This is a genomic window from Sphingobacterium pedocola, assembly GCF_015209965.1.
Taxonomy (GTDB): Bacteria; Bacteroidota; Bacteroidia; order Sphingobacteriales; family Sphingobacteriaceae; genus Sphingobacterium; species Sphingobacterium pedocola.
Genome location: NZ_MU158689.1, coordinates 1,132,836 through 1,153,440 on the forward strand (window position 1 = coordinate 1,132,836; position 20,605 = coordinate 1,153,440).

Sequence of the window (20,605 nt, forward strand, 5' to 3'; positions counted from 1 at the left end):
ATTTAGGTAAATTATGTTAAATATCCAATGGGAAAATAATTCATTGCGAGATTTTTTCGCTATCTTACCAATAGTTCAACTAACACTATGTATAAGGAACGATTTTTAAATTTTTTGACCTTCGAAAAAAGATTTTCTGCACATACGCTAAGCGCTTATGCCAAAGAAGTTGACGGCTTATTGAATTTTATAAGTCGTGAAAACGTCACATTTGAAGAGATAGACTATAAGTTGTTAAGGTATTATTTTTCAACCCTTAAAGAAGGGGAGAAGGAGGCAGTGTCGGTGAATAGATCTATATCTGCTGTTAAATCGTATTATAAGTTCCTACAGCGAGAAGGTATTGTTCTCCAAAATCCGGCACGTCTCATCAAGGCATTAAAAACACCAAAAAAACTTCCTGTTGTCGTCGAAAATGATAAGATCGTAACACTCTTGGATAAGATGGAGTATGCAACGGAGAGTTTCGAAGGACAAAGAGACTATATTGTAATGGAACTGTTATTTGGTACGGGAATTCGTCTTTCAGAATTATTAAAAATAAAAGAGCGGGATGTTGATGTTTTCAATAAAAAAGTTCTTATATTCGGTAAAAGGAACAAAGAGCGTTTTGTTCCACTGCATTCAACTTTATTGGCGGAGCTAAAATCGTACTTGGTAAAAAAAGAAGATCAAGATTTTGAAAACAAAACAGAATATCTTGTCGTTACTAAAGAAGGAAAGCCTGCGTATGCAAAATTGATTTACAGGATTGTAAAAAACTACCTCAGTATGATTACTTCACAAAAGAAGAGAAGTCCTCATATTCTGAGACACAGCTTTGCTACGACATTATTAGATAGAGGAGCAGATTTGAATGCTATAAAGGAATTATTAGGTCACGCAGGATTAGCAGCGACACAAGTATACACGCATAATTCTGCTGAGCGTTTGAAGTCAATTTATAAACAAGCCCATCCAAAGGCTTAAAAAAGGAGGAAAAATGAATATTACTGTGCAATCAATCAAATTCGATGCAGATCAAAAATTGGTAGACTTTATCAAGAAAAGGGCTAATAAATTAGACCAATACTTAGATAATATCATTGAGGGGGCATGTTATCTCCGATTAGAAAATGTAGAAGATGAGTCCAATAAGATCGTAGAATTAAAGTTAAATATTCCTGGCAATCAATTGTTTGCCAAATCTCAAGCAAAGACTTTTGAAGAAGCTACCGATATCGCGGTAGAATCGTTGAGAAGGCAGATTAATAAGCACAAAACGAAAACGCGTACCAATGCAAGCAATCACAAGGAATTGCTTACAACAGAGGAAGACGAATTGTAATATATTTATTATTTAGTATCATTTTTTGAAACGGTCTATTTTTATAGACCGTTTTTTTATTATTTATTTGGATTAATTCTTAATAAGTTTTACTTTTGTGACGCAATAGAATATTTCAATCTGATATAAAAAGAATTTATAAGATGATCTGTCCATTAACATATGTAGAAGAAGTTTTTAAAACTGAACATGGGGCTGTTTACCAATGTAGTCGCAAAAATTGTTATTGGCTAGATTTTGATGGAACTACAACTGCGTTTAAGGTTGGGGATTTCTTCATGTTTAAGAAAAGGATAGACTCGATTGATATAGAAGCCATGCTCAACGATTCTTCGCGTTCCTCAGATTTTGAAATAGTGATGCCTTTCCGGACCGAACGTTGTTTTATTCTTTCACCTCAAAATATCTTAAATCTTAGGGAAATACTTTCTGGTGCTAAATTTATGCTCGAACTAAATGGTTCCATCAAACAATTCTTGAGACGCGGTCATTACTGCGCAATTACTGCCTAGTTCACTTTCTTTATAATAGTATTGATTCTAAATAAGTTAGGTTTATCAAGCCTTAATTTAGACTGAATTTGTATTGCACTTTTTTAATGGCATGATAAGAGTTATACGTTACATTTGTATAAACAATACAAGAATATTATTGTTATTATATATGAATGTTTAAAGTATAGGGTATATGAAAGACTTATTAAAATTAAAATCATCGTTATCTGAAAATATCGAAACTATATTAAATGCTCAAATTAAAGTAGAAGCACATTCTTCTGCATTATATTTGGCCATGTCAGCCTGGTGTGATGATCAGGGGTTAGACAATGCATCTAAATTTTTCGCAAAACAATCCGATGAAGAACGTACACATATGTTAAAGTTATTTAACTATGTAAGCAATAGAGGAGGACGAGCGATATCACCAGAAATAACAAATATTCCTGTTGATTTCGAATCTTTCCGTGGAATTTTCGAGCAAACGTTAGAACAGGAGATGTTTGTAACAGAGCAATTTAATAATATAGCGGATCAATGTGCTAAATCAAAAGATTACGTAACATTTAATTTCGTGCAGTGGTTCTTAGAGGAGCAAGTAGAAGAAGAATATGTAGCTCGTCGTATCCTAGAGTTATTTGATGTGATAGGAGAAGAGGGAACAGGTCGCTGGGAAATTGACAGACATTTGGTTAAAGTAGTTTTTGACGGCGAGTAGTCATTAACATACAGAGGAAACGGGTTATTAGTAATTAATAACCCGTTTTTTTTATACCATATTTTTTTTAATATCGTTATTGTAATACAATATTAAACGATAATATTTTGTATATTGAACTAGTTAGAAAATTCACATATTGAAGTGCAATTGCCTCATCAAAAAATAGCGTGTTTCTTGTTTGCGATTATTGGTCTATTGATTACCAATAATGGATTGGCTCAGTCTATTAACAAGACCTTCTATGGCACTGTAGTAGACAGCACAGGAGCACCACTAAAATCTGTAAGTGTAAGGCTCAGTACCAACCTAGACACCGTTACTCGGATTACCGATGAAAAAGGTCAATACAGATTCAAGAATATAAAGGGTAACAATTTGTACATTACGTATAGCATGTTGGGATATCAAATGGCAAGCAAATCGTTATTTTCTATTGAGGCCCGTAGCGAGATATTAGTGCCAACAATAGAGCTAATGCCGTCCAGTTTCTTTATCAAGGATATTAACATTGTAAAAGTTATACCTATTGTTTTTAAACAAGATACCACACAATTCAATTTTAACGCATATAAATTTAGAAAAGGAGCTTTACTTGAAGAAGCGTTAAAAGGGTTGGCTGGATTTCAGGTAGCAAGGGACGGTTCGGTATATTTTAATGGCAAATCTATAAACCGAATCGAAGTAGACAGCAAACCTTTTTTTGGAGGTGATGTTCTGACCGCTACACGTAATCTTCCTGCAGACTTCGTTCAGAACATTCAGGTAATTGACTCTTATGGTAATGATACCCAACAAACTGGGATGAAGGATGGAGATTCGGAAAAAATTATCAATATAATCCTAAAAGAGGATCGTAAAAAAATATATTTTGGGCAAATTACCGTGGGCGGGGGCACTAATGAACGTTATATTGGCAGTTTTGGTATTAACAAGTTTAATGACGGGGAGGAGGTTTCTATCATTGGATCGATCAATAATACCAATACAAATCTTTTTTCCTTCGGGTCATTAACCGGAGGGGAGAGAGATCGATCTTTATTGGAAATTGGCGATTATTCTGACCCGACAGATGGCCTGAATAATGTCAATTCCATTGGAATAAATGCTTCTCGAAAGATAGGTACTAACACGAATTTAAATGCTTCTTATAGCTTTGTTCGTCAAGAAAATTCGACTGAGGGCTTCTCTGAATTGACATCTACCTATATTGGTAATACCATTCGACGGAAAGAGGACTATTCTATTAATACCGTAGATCTAAACCATCGGATTAAATTCGATATGGAGACAAGATTCAAAAATAAAGATGCGCTGAAAGTTGCAGGAAATCTATGGTTTAATAAACAGATAGCCACGAATACAAAAGATACCGAGTTACGGAATTCAGATTCGAAGAACTTAGGTACTTATCAAGATTCGACGACTCAAGAAAATCCAAATGGAGAACTTGAAATACTATATTCTAAATTTTTTAATAAGAAGGGACGTAAACTGATCGGAAATCTACAGTTGAACTCGAATGACAACAACAGAAAAGAAGTCGCTAGGGAATCTTACCAAGTGTATGATCTGTCCGATGATAGACCGATTGATACAGAATTCTCACAGAATCAATTTATCAATAGCAAGAATATCACCAGCAGTTCAAAGGCTGAAGTAACGTTTGTAGAGCCATTTTTTAATAAAAGCTTATTTGAATTTAGTTATTCTTTCGATATAACCCAGATCGATGCCATTCGACTTGTGGAAGATAGATTAATTAACAATCCATCGAACTCAATCAATTATGTTGATTCATTAACAGTAGATTATAATTATTTTTTCAGGAGTAATCGCACCAGCTTAAATTATCAGTTCATCCCTAATAGCAAGTTCAAATTAAATGTAGGATTTGCAGTACAACCGCTTTTATTACAGGGTAAATTACCTCGCGAAGAAGTCGAGTACAAGTATGAGAATGTTAATTTAATCCCTTCTGCAAATATTATTTATAGGTTCAATAATGAAATGGATTGGCAAATCGACTATAAAGGAAAGAATAATCAACCCAACTTTCATCAAATTATTCCGGTTATTGATAATACTAATTCGCGCAATATCGTAGTTGGCAACCCCGAATTAAAAGCTGAGTTTTCGCATCGTATTTCTACTACATTTCGCAAAACCATGGCATCTACAGGTCAATATCTTGAATCCAATTTAGCTTATAATATTGCGCTCAACAAGATTGTCAGTGATAAGCGATCTATAGATAACTCAACAATCCAGGAAACTACATTTAAGAATACAGGAGGATATTATGATATGCGTTGGTATTATGTATTTAATACACCTTTATTCACCGAAAACTTACAGTTAGATCTAACGGGTAATACGGACTATTATAATAACCTCTCTTTTATCGACGACCGAAAAAGAACGACAAAACAGTTGTTTTTCAATCAGGCGCTACAGGTACGCTATCAATGGTCCGACCATGTCGAATCTGTTGTAAACGCAAATTATATGCTTAATAACGCGCAATATGATATTCCTTATCGCACCAAAATCAACGCACACAGCTTTTTGGCAGGTGTGGGAGCAAAAGGTTATTTTAACGATCATATTTCGTTGGGAATGGAAATGTCTCAACGATTCAACGACGGATATACAAGCACATTCATGAACATCAACCCGACGATCATGAATGCATTTGTAGAATTTACCTTTTTACCAAATAATCTAGCACTGTTACGTGTTCAAGGCTTTGATTTATTTGATCAGAATAAAAGTATGGGTTTTACATCTGAGTATATTGGAAATGATGTATATGAAGCACGTAATAACAGGTTAGGTAGGTATTTCATGTTGTCCTTGAATCTACGTTTACAAAAATACCCCAAAAAGAAATGATGAAGGTAGCAGTAATAAGTGAATTTGGTAGGCCTGAAGTTTTAAAAATTGAAAAACGCAATATTCCCGAGTTAAAAACGGGCCATGTATTGATAGAGGTATATGCTGCGGGAGTTAATCGGCCTGATATATTCCAACGTAAAGGAAATTACCATGCGCCAGCAGGTGCTGTTCAAGATATCCCCGGTTTGGAGATAGCAGGTAAAATAGTCGCTGTTGGGAGAGGGGTGGACGCCTCGCGAATTGGAGATAAGGTAATGGCTTTGCTAAGCGGTGGAGGATATGCTGAGTATGCAGCCGTACACATTGGAAGTTGTATTCTGATACCTAGTAACCTTAGTTTTATTGAAGCCGCAAGTTTGCCTGAAACTGTTTTTACGGTATGGCACAATGTTTTTCAAAGAGGAAAGTTAAAAAATGGAGATCGCTTACTGGTTCATGGTGGATCTGGTGGTATTGGAACTACAGCCATACAACTAGGCTATCTGTTTGGTGCGAAAGTATACACCACAGTTGGATCGGAAGAAAAAGGTGCCTTTTCAAAGGAATTAGGTGCCTTTGATTTTGTAAACTACCATAATATTGCATACGAAAAAGCATGGAGCAACGAAAAAATCAATATTATTCTAGATAGTATTGGAGGCGATTATTTTGCTAAAAATTTCGATCTTCTCGAAAGTGAAGGAACCTTGGTATACATTAATGCGATGAAGGGAGCAAAGGTTGAAATGAATTTATTAAAATTAATGCAGAAGCGGATCTATCTGACCGGCAGTACGCTTCGTGCGCGCGATGAGAACTTCAAGGCTGATCTTGCTCGGGAGATCGAAAGAAACGTTATCCCCCTGCTGGAAGATGGTAAATTCAAAACGAATATATATGCGGTTTTTTCGCTGGAAGAAGTCGCAAAAGCGCATCAACTCATGGAAGATGGATACTTTATGGGTAAAATAGTTTTAGATTTTAAGGCTAAATAGTTTTAGCATACATATTTATTACTTATCTTCGTCCTAAGAATAAACCTATATCTATATACTTATGACAGTATTTAAATGTTTTACATTATCTATCATGGGGATGCTATGTATCCTTAATCTAAACGCGCAAAAAATTGTGGGTAAAATTGACAAGCCGCTAACGTATGTAAGCACGTTAGTAGGTACGCAATCTACGTATTTTCTATCGAGTGGAAATACATACCCGGCGGTAGCTATGCCTTGGGGAATGAATTTTTGGAGTCCACAGACCGGTAAAATGGGCGATGGCTGGATGTACACCTATACAGCTGAGAAAATACGGGGTATTAAACAGACGCATCAGCCATCCCCCTGGATGAATGACTACGGTCAATTTTCCATTATGGCCACGGTCAACAATAAGACATTTGACCAAGATAAACGAGCTAGCTATTTTTCGCATAAAGCAGAAGTAGCCAAACCACATTATTATTCCGTTTACCTAGCGGATTATGATACGAAAGTAGAAGTTACACCGACAGAAAGGGCGGCTTATTTTCGGTTTACATTTCCAAAAACAGATTCGGCTTTTGTCTTGATAGATGCCTTTGATAAAGGTTCCTATGTTGAAGTTATTCCGAAGGAGTATAAAATCATTGGTTATACGACAAAGAACAGTGGCGGCGTTCCAACTAATTTTAAGAATTACTTTGTCATGCAATTTGACCGTCCGTTTGCCAACGTTGCGACGTTTGCAGATTCAATTTTAACCGATGATCGTTATATGGTGAAAGCTGATCATGTGGGAGCACTGGTACGCTTTCAAATCGCTAATCCAGGCGAGCAATTGATCGCTAAAGTCGCTTCTTCTTTTATTGGTCCGGAGCAGGCATCCCTAAATTTAAAAGAGTTGGATGGTAAAAATTTTGATGAACGCGTTACCGAGGGAGAAAATATTTGGAATCGGGAATTAAGTAAGGTAGAAGTACAGGGGGGATCCGTTGATCAACTGCGTACATTCTACTCTTGCCTATACCACTCTTTGTTGTTTCCTCGTATGTTTTATGAGATCGATGCAACGGGACGAGTCATGCACTATTCGCCATATAATGGAGAGGTGTTACCCGGCTATATGTTTACAGATACTGGTTTTTGGGATACCTTCCGCTGTTTATTTCCATTCTTAAATCTTATGTATCCTGAAATGAGTGAAAAAATGCAAGAGGGATTGGCAAATGCATATAAAGAAGGTGGATGGCTTCCGGAATGGGCTAGTCCTGGTTACAGAAATATAATGGTCGGAAATAATTCCGCATCTGTGGTCGCTGATGCATGGATTAAAGGAATTCGTTCGAAAGAAATTGGCACATTATACGAAGCTGTATTAAAAGGAGCTAACAATGCAGGGCCAATAACTGCTGTAGGAAGAGCGGGAGCAGACTATTATAAAGAATTAGGGTATGTTCCATACGATGTGAAGATTCACGAAAATACAGCCAGAAGTTTAGAGTATGCTTACGATGATTTTGCAATCTATCAACTGGCAAAAGCATTGGACAAACCAGCATCAGATCAACAACTTTATAAAAGCAGAGCGTATAATTATCAAAAGTTATTTGATCCATCTACGGGATTGATGCGTGGGAAAAATAAAAATGGAGCGTTCCAATCTCCATTTAATCCTTTCAAATGGGGAGATGCTTTTACCGAAGGAAACAGCTGGCATTACAGTTGGTCGGTATTCCAGGATTTTGAGGGGCTAGCTAAGTTAATGGGCGGTCATCAGGCGATGGAAATAAAATTGGACTCCGTATTTACTATTCCGCCAATTTTTGATGATTCCTATTATGGGTTTCCGATACACGAAATTCGGGAAATGCAGATTGCAAATATGGGACAGTACGCCCACGGAAATCAACCTATTCAACATATGATCTACCTCTACAACCATGTTGGGGCTCCTTGGAAAGCACAATATTGGTTGCGCGAGACCATGAATAGAATGTATTCGCCTAATCCAGACGGGTATTGCGGTGATGAAGATAATGGTCAGACATCTGCCTGGTACGTTTTTTCTGCAATGGGCTTCTATCCTGTTACACCTGCGACAGATGAATATATATTGGGGTCTCCAATATTTGATAAGGTAACACTTCATCTTAGTAATGGCAAGAAAGTAAACATTCAAGCTCAAAATAACTCAGATACTAACCGATATATTAAAAATTTAAAATGGAACGGTAAGAACTACACCAAAAATTATATCAAACATAGTGAATTGGTAAAGGGAACAACTTTATCCTTTGATATGGATGCCGTCCCGAATAAAAATCGTGGCGTAGATAAAGCCGATTTACCTTTCTCGTTAAGTAAGGACGATCAGTAATAAGCGCTATAAAATAAAAGCGGGGCCTAAACAAGCCCCGCTTTTATTTTATAGCTCTTTGGAGTTAGTCCAGTGATGTTCTTAAAAGCGTTATGAAAGCTTACATAATTATTATATCCGCATTCAAAACACACTTCCTTGAGGGGCGTGCTGGTATCCGATAGAAATTTACAGGCCGAGGCGATTCGAAGCTCGGTAATAAACTCTAACGGTGTTTTACCCGTTTTTTGTTTAAAATATCGGCAGAATGAATTTTTTGTCATCCCAGCCAAATTTGATAAGTCACTTAATTCTATATGTTGCTTAAAGTTGGACTGAATGTAATCTACCACATCATTCATACGCTTATGATCGCTTGAATGATTTAAGATCGCATAGTTATCACTTACCAGCGTCGACTTTTTATTATGATGGAAAATATGCAATGCCTGCAATAGAATTAACAGCTGCTCAAAACCATCGGCGATTAAAATGTCCTCAAAAAGTTTGTTTAACGGATCCGTGGCCCCGCACTTGTACCATAATCCTTTATTTGCTTCTAAAAGTAAATCTTTAATACCGGTCATTTCTGGCAAGTAAAAGAAATCTTCGCCCGCAAAACTTCTTTGGAAATGTATAACACAATTGTCGGTCGCAACGGCTTCTATAACATCTAGGTACTCCGGATCAAAAAACCAGTAATGTGGGATATTAGGGCCAATCAGAACCACATCTCCAGGGTTAAACTTTCGTATACAATCCCCAATAAAAAGTGTACCCGAACCCTTTCTAACGTGAATAAATTCCAATTCTTCGTGATAATGCCATACGTTATGGTTCTTAGGATAAGTATCGTGCCGCACATGGAAACTTTGAAAACTGCTTCCTTGGTGGGTTAGTTGCTTTAAACGCATTTTGTAGTATATATTCGAACAGTTTACAAATTAAAATAAAATAATGGTAATATCATTTATAAAATGGGTAATATAATTAATACTTTATTCATTATTTATTCTTTATTTCGAATTATCAATTATACATCTCATTATATGTCACAACAAAAAAAATATACATTAGCGATCATTTTGATTACATCGCTATTTTTCTTTTGGGGGTTTATTCATAATCTTGATCCGATTTTGATACCACATCTTAGAAATGCATTTAGTCTCACGACTTTGCAAGCTTCCTTGGTAGATTCTTCTGTATTTATTGCGTACTTCCTGCTCGCCATTCCGGCCGGATTAATCATGAAGAAATACGGCTACAAAACGGGTATTCTAATCGGTTTAGTTCTTTTTGCAATAGGGTGCTTTTTATTCGTACCTGCAGCCAACACCATAAGTTATCCCTTTTTCTTAGGCGCTTTATTTATCGTTGCTTGCGGACTTACTATACTGGAAACAGCGGCTAATCCTTATATAACGGTACTAGGAGATCCATCGAAAGCCACACAGCGGCTTAATTTTGCGCAATCTTTTAACGGCTTGGCCGCTTTTATTGCACCTATTATCGGGGGTAAATATATTCTTGCGGAAGAACCGCTAAGTACAGACAAAATAGCTGCTTTAAGTGAACAGGCAAAAATAGCTTATATTCAAGCTGAAACATCAGCTGTAAAGGGACCGTATGTGATTTTGGGAATTATCATTCTGATTGTAGCCTGTGTATTTTTCTTTACTAGACTACCGGATATAAAGGATGATGAAACAGATCAAAAGAAGGGATTTTTTCATGCGCTAAGACATAAAAATGTACGTTCAGCTGTCATAGCACAATTTTTCTATGTGGGTGCACAGGTGAGCGTGCTGAGTTTCATCGTCATGTATGCAACGGAAATTGCAGATGTAACTCCCTCCAGCGCTAAGTATTACGCCGGTGTTGCAGGTCTCGCCTTTATGATCGGTCGTTTTGTAGGAACATTTCTGATGCGTTATATATCACCGGCAAAGTTGCTGTCAATTTTCGCTGCTTCAGCTATTTTGTTGACTGTGGTGGTTATCTTCGGGTCGGGGGTACTAACTTTATATGCAATGATCGGTATTGCGTTCTTTATGTCGATTATGTTTCCGACGATTTTTGCATTTGGTGTCGAGGGTATCGGTGCTGATACCAAATCTGCTTCAAGTCTTATTATTATGTCTATAGTAGGTGGGGCAATCATACCTCCGGTATTGGGACTGATATCAGATATAACGGGCAACCTGCAATTTGGGTATTACGTTGTATTGATTTGTTTTGTCGTAGTATTGTTATTTGCACTTAGAAATAAGCAAATTAAGGTCGAAGTAAAAGATATTGCACACTAAAAATGAGAAAATACGCGTTGGGATTGGATCTGCTAAATGATCCCCAGTTGATTGATGAGTACGTAGATCTACATAAGAATATATGGCCCGAAATAAAAGCTTCTATTTCAGCCTCAGGGGTCTTAAACATGGAGATTTATAGATTCGAAAATAGATTATTTATGCTAATGGAAGTTGATGATCTCTTTTCTTTTGAAAAAAAGGCAGATATGGATGCATCGAATCCTAAAGTGCAAGAATGGGAACAATTGATGTGGAAATATCAATCCGCAATTCCAGGAGCAATGGATGGCGAAAAGTGGGTGTTAATGGATAAGATATTTGAGTTATAATATAAAATGGAAAAATTGAGACAGGATTTTCTTCGGATTCATCCCGATGATAATGTATTGGTTGCCCTGCGTGATCTACCGGTTGGATATATTGCGCATTTTGCTGGAAGAGAAATAGAATTAAAACAACGTGTGCAATCCAAACACAAGTTTACGATAACAACGTTACGAGAAAATAGTGACGTGTTAATGTATGGTGTTCTAGTCGGAAAAACAAATTCAGAACTTCATGAAGGAGAGTTGATTACGGTAGATAATTTAAGGCATGCATCAGATGATTTTAGGCTTTCAGAGCGAAAAACGCAATGGAGTAGACCCGATATATCTGCATTTGCCAACCGGACATTTAATGGGTTTTACAGGAACAACGGTACAGTAGGAACCGCAAATTATTGGCTAGTAATACCGCTGGTGTTTTGTGAAAATCGTAACATTCTAACTTTGAAATCTGCTTTGGAAGACAAATTAGGATATAAAGTTGAGTCGAAAGACTATTCTAAAGAAGTGGACTCATTAATTTCAGCATATAAAAATGGTGCTTCACCCCAAGATTTGTTACAATTGGATTTGTCTCCAGCGGGAATAAAAGCGAGCTCAACTCGTTTATTTGACAATATAGATGGGGTTAAATTTTTGAACCATAACATGGGATGTGGCGGTACCCGTTTAGATTCAGATGCCTTGTGTGGTTTGCTGGCGGGATATATTGCACATCCGAATGTAGCAGGAGCTACTGTGTTAAGTCTGGGATGTCAACACGCCCAAGCTTCAATATTGAAAGACGAAATTGCTAAAAGAGATCCTTATTTTGATAAGCCATTGTATATTTTTGAACAACAGCTTGAGGGTACGGAGCAAGATTTAATGAATAAGGCGCTCAAAGCGACTTTTGCTGGTCTCGCAGAAGTCAACAAACAAACACGACAGCCGGCGACGCTAGATAAATTGTGCATTGGTCTAGAATGTGGCGGATCAGATGGCTTTTCGGGTATCTCTGCTAATCCCGCTTTGGGTTACGTATCCGATATGATGGTCAGCATGGGAGGTTCTGTTATATTGGCTGAATTTCCCGAATTATGTGGTGTTGAGCAAGAGCTAAGTGATCGGTGTATTGATGAAGAAACGGCAGAAAAATTTATGTCGTTGATGAAAGTATATAATGCTAAAGCAGAAGCCGATGGTTCGGGCTTTTACATGAATCCTTCACCTGGAAATATAAGAGATGGTTTGATTACCGATGCGATCAAATCTGCCGGAGCTGCAAAAAAGGGAGGTACATCACCCGTTACCGCTGTTGTGGATTATCCCGAATTAGCGAATCAACCGGGATTAAATCTGTTGTGCACGCCGGGAAATGATGTAGAAAGTACGACAGCAGAAGTAGGGGCTGGTGCAAATATTGTTCTTTTCACAACAGGACTTGGTACGCCTACCGGTAATCCCATTGCTCCGGTGGTTAAAATTTCGACAAATACGAAGATTTTTGAAAAAATGTCGGATATCATCGATTTAAATTGTGGAACCATTATAGACGGAGAAGAAACCATTGAAGAGGTTGCATATCGTATATTGGATTTTGTCATTCAAGTGGCAAGTGGAGAAGTGCAAACTAAAGCGGTTAAATTGGGTCAGGATGATTTTATTCCGTGGCGAAGAGGTGTATCTTTGTAATATAAAATAACATTTTATCATTGTCCCGATTTAATTGATGGGTCATATTTGATAAATATTCCTAATTTTAATATCATACGTAGATAAATAAAAACACAAAAAAGTAAACTTATGAATAAATTTTTTCTGCTAATTTTCTTACTAATAGCTTATGATGTTTCCATCGGACAGGATAACAATTACAAATGGCGATCTGATGCGAATAATCAACCTATATCTTATGCTGCCGAATTAACGAAAGCGGTTTTTAAGGCTAGACCATTTCCTTATAAAGATGTAAAGAGCACTCCGAAGTGGACATACGAAACCGGGGTATTTTTAGAAGGGGTCCGTTCCGTTTGGTACCAGACAGGAGATGGGGATTATTTCAATTATATCAAAGATGCAATGGATGCATATATAGATAAAGAAGGAAATATATTGACGTATAAACACGATGATTACAATATCGACAACATCAAGACGGGTAAAACGCTGTTATTATTACATAATGTCACAGGACAAAAAAAGTACTTTTATGCTGCACAAAAACTATATGATCAACTAAAAACACATCCGCGTACAAGCGATGGCATTAGTTTTTGGCATAAAAAAATCTATCCACAACAAGTGTGGCTAGATGGCCTGTATATGGGACTACCGTTCTTGGCGGAATGGGCTAAATTATACAATGAACCGGCACTTTATGACGATATTATTAATCAGTTTGTTCACATCGAAGAAAAAGCGAGAGACCCCAAAACGGGACTGATCTATCATGCTTGGGACGAGAGTAAAAGCCAACTTTGGGCGAATAAAGAAACCGGAAACTCCAAACATTTTTGGGCTAGGGCAATGGGTTGGTATGGATTGGCTTTAGTAGATGTATTGGAAGATATCCCACAAGATCACCCAAGAAGAAAAGAGTTACTTGATATCTTAGATCGTTTTATCACGGCTATAGTAGGCGTGGCTGATACAAAAACGGGATTATGGTACCAGATTTTGGATATGCCAAATGAAGATAAAAATTATTTAGAGACCTCCGGTTCTAGTATGTTTATCTATACGATTTCAAAGGCGATGGAGCATCAATACGTTCAAAAAAATTACTCGAAAGAAATATTCAAAGCATACGATCACCTCATCCGAAATTTTATTGTGAAAGGTGCTGATGGTATTTTTCACCTCAATGGAACAGTTTCAGTAGGTGGATTGGGAGGTAAACCAAATTACCGTGACGGAAGTTATGAATACTATATGAGCGAGAAAGTCGTACAAGATGATCCAAAGGGATTAGGGGCGTTCATACTAGCAGCTGTAGAGATGGAAAAGCGATTGAAAGGATTACCTGCTGTCGGTAAAACGGTTGTACTAGACAATTTTTTCAACAACGAATATCAAAACAACGTCTTGAACCAAAAAATTAAATATCATTATATCTGGGATGAGAAGGATAATAATGGTTTTTATGTGTTTGGAAAACAATTCCAAGATTTAGGCGCGGAAATTTCGACCTTAACAACTGCTCCGACTAAAGAAGCTTTATCAAAAGCAAACGTGTATATCATTGTCGATCCAGATACTAAAAAAGAAACGGAAAGCCCTAATTTTATGGATAAGAAATCTATAGAAGTGATTAAAAATTGGGTGAAGGAAGGTGGAAATTTGTTGTTGATGACAAACGATTACACCAATGCTGAGTTGGATCATGTTAACAAACTGTCTGAGGTATTTGGAATCAAGTTTAATAAAGACTTGGAAAATACGGTAACGGGAAGTGAATTTGAAATGGGTTCCATATACATTGGTCAAGAAAACCCTGTTTTCTCAGATCCATCTAAATTTTACCTCAAAGAAGTAAGTACGTTGCAGTTGAAAGGTTCTGCTAAATCTATAGCATCTAAGAACGGCAAAAATATTATTGCGATCAATACCTATGGTAAAGGAAAAGTTTTTGCGGTGGGTGACCCCTGGTTATATAACGAATACGTAGACGGCCGGAAGTTGCCCAAAGAGTTTGAAAACTTTAAAGCAACCAAAGAATTAGCAAAATGGTTATTGGATTAAAATATAGAAATAAATAGGAATGTCAAAGTTAGCCCATAAAGTAGCAGTTATCACAGGCGGAGGAAGTGGAATAGGAAGAGCAATCAGTGAGCTGTTTGCAAAAGAAGGTGCTTCGGTGCACATCTTGGATTTAAATGTGGAAGAAGCACAACAGGTGTGTGAGGGAATACTTCAGAAAGAAGGAAAAGCCCAAGCACATAGGTGTAATGTGTCGGATCAAGAGGAAGTTGCTTCCATCATTGAAAAAATAGGACGTATAGATATTTTGGTAAATAATGCGGGAATCGCACATGTGGGTAATATCGAAAATTGCGGTAAGGAAGATTTTGATCGCATTTTCAATGTCAATGTAAAAGGGGCATATAATGCCTTGTATGCTGTCATTCCATCAATGAAGAGAAATGGAGGAGGAGCTATCTTGAACCTTGCTTCGATTGCCGCATGGGTAGGTATTACGGATCGTTTTGCATATTCAATGAGCAAAGGCGCCATTTTTGCCATGAGCCTATCGGTAGCCCGTGATTATATAGCCGACAATATTCGTTGCAACAGTATTTCACCTGCGCGCGTGCATACACCTTTTGTAGATGGATTTATCGCTAAAAATTACCCCGGTAAAGAGGAAGAAATGTTTGAGAAACTCTCAAAATCACAACCAATTGGTCGTATGGCACAGCCAGAGGAAATAGCAAAACTCGCTTTATTCCTATGTAGTGATGACGCCGGTTTTATTACCGGTAATGATTATCCCATTGACGGAGGATTTATAAAATTAAACAATTAGTCTACAAGATCAACGAAGTAAACAGACTCTATTTAACATTAAAACAAATACAACATGAAATTAATACGTTTTGGCGAATTAGGAAAAGAAAGAATAGGCATTCAAATTGATGGTAAAAACTATGATGTTTCTGCCTTTGGGGGTGATTATACGGAAGATTTTTTCACCAATAATGGTTTAGCTCGACTGGATGAGTTTGTTAAAGCTAATGAAGGTAAATTAGTTGAAGTTCCTAATAATGTACGTTTAGGTGTTCCCTTTACACGACCGTCTAAGATCGTTTGTATTGGGCTCAATTACAAGGATCATGCTGCTGAGACAAATTCTCCTATCCCAGCCGAACCCATCATTTTTATGAAATCGACCTCATCATTGGTGGGACCGAATGACAACATTACAATTCCCCGCAATTCGGAAAAAACAGATTGGGAAGTTGAATTTGGGATTGTAATCGGAAAGAAAGCTTCCTATGTGGAAGAATCTGAAGCATTGGATTACGTAGCAGGATATGTATTGCATAATGATGTATCCGAACGTGCATTTCAATTGGAAAGAGGGGGAACTTGGGATAAGGGGAAAGGTTGTGATACTTTTGCACCGATGGGACCAATCTTAACGACACAAGACGAAATTCCAGATATCAATAATGTGCGTCTCTGGTTAAAGGTAAATGGTAAAACCTATCAAGATGGCAATACCAGCAATCTGATTTTTTCTGTTCAACATGTTATTTCATATGTATCTCAGTTTATGACTTTACTCCCGGGTGATGTCATTTCTACAGGCACCCCAGCTGGAGTTGGTTTAGGTTTCAACCCACCAATTTATTTGAAACCGGGAGACAGCATAGAATTAGGAGCAGATTATTTGGGGATACAAAAACAAGAAGTTGTAGCTTATTCAGGAAAATAGTATGCGTATAGATGCTCATCAACATTTTTGGATATATGATAAGGTAAAAGACAGTTGGATAACGGACGACATGGCGGTTATCCAACGGGATTTTCTACCGAACGATCTTTCGTCTATTTTGAAAGAGAATAAGATTGATGGAACTGTGGCGGTACAAGCAAGTCAAAGTACCGCAGAAACAAAATTTTTGGTCGATCTATCTAAAGTTTACGCATTAATTAAGGGAGTAGTCGGTTGGGTAGATTTGCAAGCTGAAAATATAGATGAGCAATTGCAAGAATACACAAAAGAGCCGATCATAAAGGGATTTAGACATATTATCCAAGGAGAAGAGGATCCTGATTTTATCTTGGGCGAAGCTTTTCAACGCGGTATTAAGGCGTTGACAAAATATGGCTATACCTACGACCTCTTAATCAGGCCACATCATTTCCCTAGTACGCTAGCTTGTGTAGCGGCCAATCCCGAACAGAAATTTGTTTTAGATCATATTGCCAAGCCCGATATAAAAAATGGGGGCACACAGGGTTGGTCTGAATTTATTACAGCGCTGGCTAAGTATAAAAATGTCAGCTGCAAGATCTCAGGATTGGTAACAGAAGCCGATTGGAAAAATTGGAAAATCGACAATTTTGCGTCCTATATTGCCCATACAGTAAACTCTTTTGGTACAGAAAGAATTATGTTTGGCTCAGACTGGCCCGTGATGTTGTTAGCCGCTTCCTATACGCAGGGGATAGAAATACTGGATAAACACATGGTACCTCTTACAGAAGCGGAGTTAAATGCTTTCTGGGGAGAAAATGCTGCTAAATTCTATAATTTGAAATAAGAAAATGGATTTAAATTTAAAAGATAAAGTTTTTGTAGTCACGGGCGGTGCCAAAGGTATTGGCCGTGCAATTGTAATCGCTTTGGCCGAAGAAGGTGCAATCCCGGTTATTGTGGGCAGAAATCAAGCCGACAATGACATGGTGAAAGAAGAAGTAGCGAAATTAGGAGTCACGACGATCTCAATAAAAGCAGAACTATCAAATCCCCAAGATTGTGAAAATGCTGTTAAAGAGACGTTAGCTCAATTTGGCCGCATTGACGGCTTAGTAAATAACGCAGGTGTTAACGATGGTGTGGGATTGGAATCTGGAAATTATGAACGCTTCGTGCAATCTTTGCATAGCAATCTTATTCATTATTATTTAATGGCACACCATGCTCTGGAAGCGTTGAAGGCGTCGAAGGGAGCAATTCTTAATATTACGTCAAAAACAGCTGAAACGGGCCAGGGAAACACTTCGGCATATGCTGCTTCGAATGGTGGACGTAATGCACTCACACGGGAATGGGCTGTCGAACTGTTACCTTACGGCATCCGTGTCAATGCAATTGTGGTTGCTGAAGCGTCTACTCCTCAATATGATAAGTGGATTCAAACATTGGATAACCCAGAAGAGACCCTCACGAAGATCACTAACCGTATTCCATTGGAACATCGGATGACGACCTCCGAAGAGATTGCCTACACTACTGTATTTTTGTTGTCCGATCGCTCAAGCCATACTACAGGTCAATTAATTCATGTAGACGGCGGGTACGTACATTTGGATAGAGCGCTTATTAAAGAATAATGATGAAAACGTTAGTTTGCGAAGAACCTCTTCGCTTCGTTTATAAAGAAAGTGTCATTCCAACACTTGCAGAAGGTGAAGTGTTGATACAAATAAAACGTATAGGTATTTGTGGCACAGATTATCATGCGTATCAAGGAAACCAACCCTTTTTTCAATATCCGCGAGTGCTAGGACACGAATTATCGGGTGTGATCGATGGTTTTAAGCTATCGGAGAATGTTGGCGGACTAAAATTGGGAGATAAAGTGTGCATATTACCGTATCTATCTTGTGGAAGCTGCGTAGCCTGTCGAAAAGGAAAGCCTAACTGTTGTACTTCCATTCAAGTGTTAGGTGTACATACTGACGGTGGTATGTGCGAATATATAAAAGTCCCAGAGCAATATGTTTTTGTTGACAATGCGTTAAGTTTTGATCAGCTTGCTTTGGTAGAACCTTTAGCGATCGGCGCACACGGCGTAAATAATGCAGGTATCAAAGCAGATGAATATGTAGCAATAATAGGTTCTGGTCCAATTGGTTTAGCAGCTATTAATTTTGCGCAAATTAAAGGCGCTAAAATAATTGTCGTAGATATTAACCAAGAACGATTAAATCTATGTAAGACCAAATTTCAGGTTGAATTTACCATCAACTCCCTAGAAGAAAGTACAGTGGATGCTATTCGACATATTACAGATGGCGATATGTGTGATACCGTTATTGATGCCACGGGTAATTTGAACGCAATTAACAGCTCTTTTCATTATCTGGCACATACTGGAAAATATATTCTGATAGGATTGCAAAAAGGAGAGATATCATTTAGTCATCCAGAGTTTCATAAACGTGAAGCGACGTTAATGAGCAGCAGAAATGCGCTACATAGTGATTTCGACTTTGTGTTAGAAAGCTTGAAAAACGGCAGTGTCCAGGCTGAAAACTATATTACACATAACGTTCATTTTGACAACGTAGCAGATCAATTTGATGGATTAGCTAAGAATCCGCAAGAAGTGATAAAGGCGATGATTACGTTTTAAGAAATTAAGAATGTTGGGCGAGAGCGAGAGATATCGTAAAATACTATACGGCTACAAAACCATGTACCATAGCTTATTCTTTATTTTTTAAGAAGTGCCATACGGATCTCTCTCTTCGCTCTATTTCTTTTTTATCGTGTATTAGTTCCTCTGCTAGCGCATCTAGAACGGCTTCATTTTCGCTGACCACCTTATCTGCCAAGGTAACTATTTTATGAATATTGGATTTACTGGCAGCATCCATCGCAGGATTAATAGAAGAGAGGTTTGTAGGTTCGATACGTAGGTAATTATTTGGTTTCTTTACTGATTTAAAAAGCTGCTTTATAAAATAATCATTACTCTCAGAAGAAGAGGAAGTCATAATATCTACCAAAGCTGGACTTATCGAAATAGCCCACTTTTTCTTAAAATCTTCATAATTATAAGCATTTTTAGTAATCCCTGTACCTAAAGATAGAATGTTCATATCGGTTATCTTGAAGGTATTAAATGTTTTTAACACTTCAAGTAACGCCGCTATGGATGGGTTATGCGCAAAAAGACCACCATCCAATAGGGTGTACCGCGTTCCCGCCAAAGAGAAGATCTCGGCTACAGAAAAATAACTTGGAGCTGCAGATGTTGCCCGACAAACGTCTCGTAATAGAAAGTCTCTAGAATCACCATGACTTAATGCTTTCTGCTGTCTAAATATGTGGTTTTTGCGCAACTCAATATTATAAGCCGTAATAATGCACGGTTTAATCAGCTCACTTAATTTCGTATCCCCAAAATAGTCTTGCAGTACTTTTTCGAGAACCTTTTCATCATATAACTCGCTCAATAGACCGAATTTGCCTAAAAATTTCCTCCATTTTCGCGCATTAAATATTTCTTCACCATGTTCCAAATAAATATTTAATGCCTCGCGTGCGCTAAACTTTGGCTTTTTAGGGTTATCTGCTGAAGGGAATAATAATATGGAAATGAAAATCCCTCCAGTACTTGTTCCGGAAAAAAAATCAAAGTATTCGGATATATGAGTTTGAGGATCTCCACTTAGTTTTCTTATTTTATCTTCCAAGGCTGCTACTACCATTCCGGGTATAATACCGCGAATGCCGCCACCGTCAATAGACAATATTCTTTTCATGCAAG

18 protein-coding genes are annotated in these 20,605 nt (G+C 37.6%); 16 read left to right on the top strand and 2 right to left on the bottom strand.

The window, feature by feature from the left end:
• Positions 1-87 precede the first annotated feature (87 nt).
• The 7 genes from C4F40_RS04745 to C4F40_RS04775 all read left to right on the top strand — a co-directional run bounded on the left by C4F40_RS04745 (position 88) and on the right by C4F40_RS04775 (position 8,779).
• A complete protein-coding gene (locus C4F40_RS04745) occupies positions 88-969 on the top strand; it encodes a tyrosine-type recombinase/integrase (protein WP_196938212.1) in 882 nt (293 codons plus the stop codon).
• 13 nt (positions 970-982) lie between these two features.
• Positions 983-1,327: a ribosome hibernation-promoting factor, HPF/YfiA family gene (gene hpf, locus C4F40_RS04750; protein WP_196938213.1), complete on the top strand. Its 345-nt coding sequence runs from the start codon at positions 983-985 to the stop codon at positions 1,325-1,327.
• A 143-nt stretch (positions 1,328-1,470) separates the two neighbouring features.
• Complete coding sequence (locus C4F40_RS04755) at positions 1,471-1,839, top strand: DUF6686 family protein (protein ID WP_196938214.1); 369 nt, start codon at positions 1,471-1,473, stop codon at positions 1,837-1,839.
• 175 nt (positions 1,840-2,014) lie between these two features.
• A complete protein-coding gene (locus C4F40_RS04760; protein ID WP_136899991.1) occupies positions 2,015-2,542 on the top strand; it encodes a ferritin in 528 nt (175 codons plus the stop codon).
• Between the two features lie 177 nt (positions 2,543-2,719).
• On the top strand, positions 2,720-5,437 hold the full coding sequence (locus C4F40_RS04765; RefSeq protein WP_196938215.1) for a TonB-dependent receptor: 2,718 nt from the start codon (positions 2,720-2,722) through the stop codon (positions 5,435-5,437).
• Positions 5,434-6,414 carry an NAD(P)H-quinone oxidoreductase gene (locus tag C4F40_RS04770; protein WP_313785008.1) on the top strand — a complete coding sequence of 327 codons (981 nt, stop codon included), beginning with the start codon at positions 5,434-5,436 and terminating at the stop codon, positions 6,412-6,414. The genes C4F40_RS04765 and C4F40_RS04770 overlap by 4 nt, the downstream gene beginning before the upstream one ends.
• Positions 6,415-6,475: 61 nt before the next feature.
• Positions 6,476-8,779, top strand: a complete 2,304-nt coding sequence (locus C4F40_RS04775; RefSeq protein ID WP_390881608.1) for a GH92 family glycosyl hydrolase — start codon at positions 6,476-6,478, stop codon at positions 8,777-8,779.
• Positions 8,780-8,805: 26 nt separating this feature from the next.
• Here the strand turns inward: C4F40_RS04775 and C4F40_RS04780 are convergent, their stop codons facing one another.
• Entirely contained in the window at positions 8,806-9,672 is an 867-nt protein-coding gene (locus C4F40_RS04780; protein WP_196938216.1) for an AraC family transcriptional regulator, read from the bottom strand.
• 135 nt (positions 9,673-9,807) lie between these two features.
• Here C4F40_RS04780 and fucP point away from each other — a divergent pair, with 135 nt between their 5' ends.
• The 9 genes from fucP (at position 9,808) to C4F40_RS04825 (ending at position 19,465) form a co-directional block, all read left to right on the top strand.
• Positions 9,808-11,067, top strand: coding sequence for an L-fucose:H+ symporter permease (gene fucP / locus C4F40_RS04785; RefSeq protein WP_196938217.1), 1,260 nt, complete (start codon positions 9,808-9,810; stop codon positions 11,065-11,067).
• Positions 11,068-11,069: 2 nt separating this feature from the next.
• The gene (locus C4F40_RS04790; RefSeq protein WP_196938218.1) at positions 11,070-11,399 is read left to right on the top strand and encodes an L-rhamnose mutarotase; all 330 of its coding nucleotides are present in this window, start codon (positions 11,070-11,072) and stop codon (positions 11,397-11,399) included.
• Between the two features lie 6 nt (positions 11,400-11,405).
• A complete protein-coding gene (locus tag C4F40_RS04795; RefSeq protein WP_196938219.1) occupies positions 11,406-13,070 on the top strand; it encodes a UxaA family hydrolase in 1,665 nt (554 codons plus the stop codon).
• A gap of 111 nt (positions 13,071-13,181) precedes the next feature.
• Complete coding sequence (locus C4F40_RS04800) at positions 13,182-15,119, top strand: glycoside hydrolase family 88 protein (protein WP_196938220.1); 1,938 nt, start codon at positions 13,182-13,184, stop codon at positions 15,117-15,119.
• Between the two features lie 19 nt (positions 15,120-15,138).
• Positions 15,139-15,903, top strand: a complete 765-nt coding sequence (locus C4F40_RS04805; protein WP_196938221.1) for an SDR family NAD(P)-dependent oxidoreductase — start codon at positions 15,139-15,141, stop codon at positions 15,901-15,903.
• A 54-nt stretch (positions 15,904-15,957) separates the two neighbouring features.
• The gene (locus tag C4F40_RS04810; RefSeq protein WP_196938222.1) at positions 15,958-16,815 is read left to right on the top strand and encodes a fumarylacetoacetate hydrolase family protein; all 858 of its coding nucleotides are present in this window, start codon (positions 15,958-15,960) and stop codon (positions 16,813-16,815) included.
• A 1-nt stretch (position 16,816) separates the two neighbouring features.
• On the top strand, positions 16,817-17,647 hold the full coding sequence (locus C4F40_RS04815) for an amidohydrolase family protein (RefSeq protein WP_196938223.1): 831 nt from the start codon (positions 16,817-16,819) through the stop codon (positions 17,645-17,647).
• Between the two features lie 4 nt (positions 17,648-17,651).
• On the top strand, positions 17,652-18,440 hold the full coding sequence (locus C4F40_RS04820; protein ID WP_196938224.1) for an L-fucose dehydrogenase: 789 nt from the start codon (positions 17,652-17,654) through the stop codon (positions 18,438-18,440).
• Positions 18,440-19,465 (top strand): zinc-binding alcohol dehydrogenase family protein, encoded by a 1,026-nt coding sequence (locus tag C4F40_RS04825; RefSeq protein WP_231389918.1) that lies wholly within the window; start codon positions 18,440-18,442, stop codon positions 19,463-19,465. The genes C4F40_RS04820 and C4F40_RS04825 overlap by 1 nt, the downstream gene beginning before the upstream one ends.
• A gap of 73 nt (positions 19,466-19,538) precedes the next feature.
• Here C4F40_RS04825 and C4F40_RS04830 read toward each other — a convergent pair whose 3' ends face one another.
• The gene (locus C4F40_RS04830; protein WP_196938225.1) at positions 19,539-20,600 is read right to left on the bottom strand and encodes a patatin-like phospholipase family protein; all 1,062 of its coding nucleotides are present in this window, start codon (positions 20,598-20,600) and stop codon (positions 19,539-19,541) included.
• Positions 20,601-20,605: the final 5 nt, after the last annotated feature.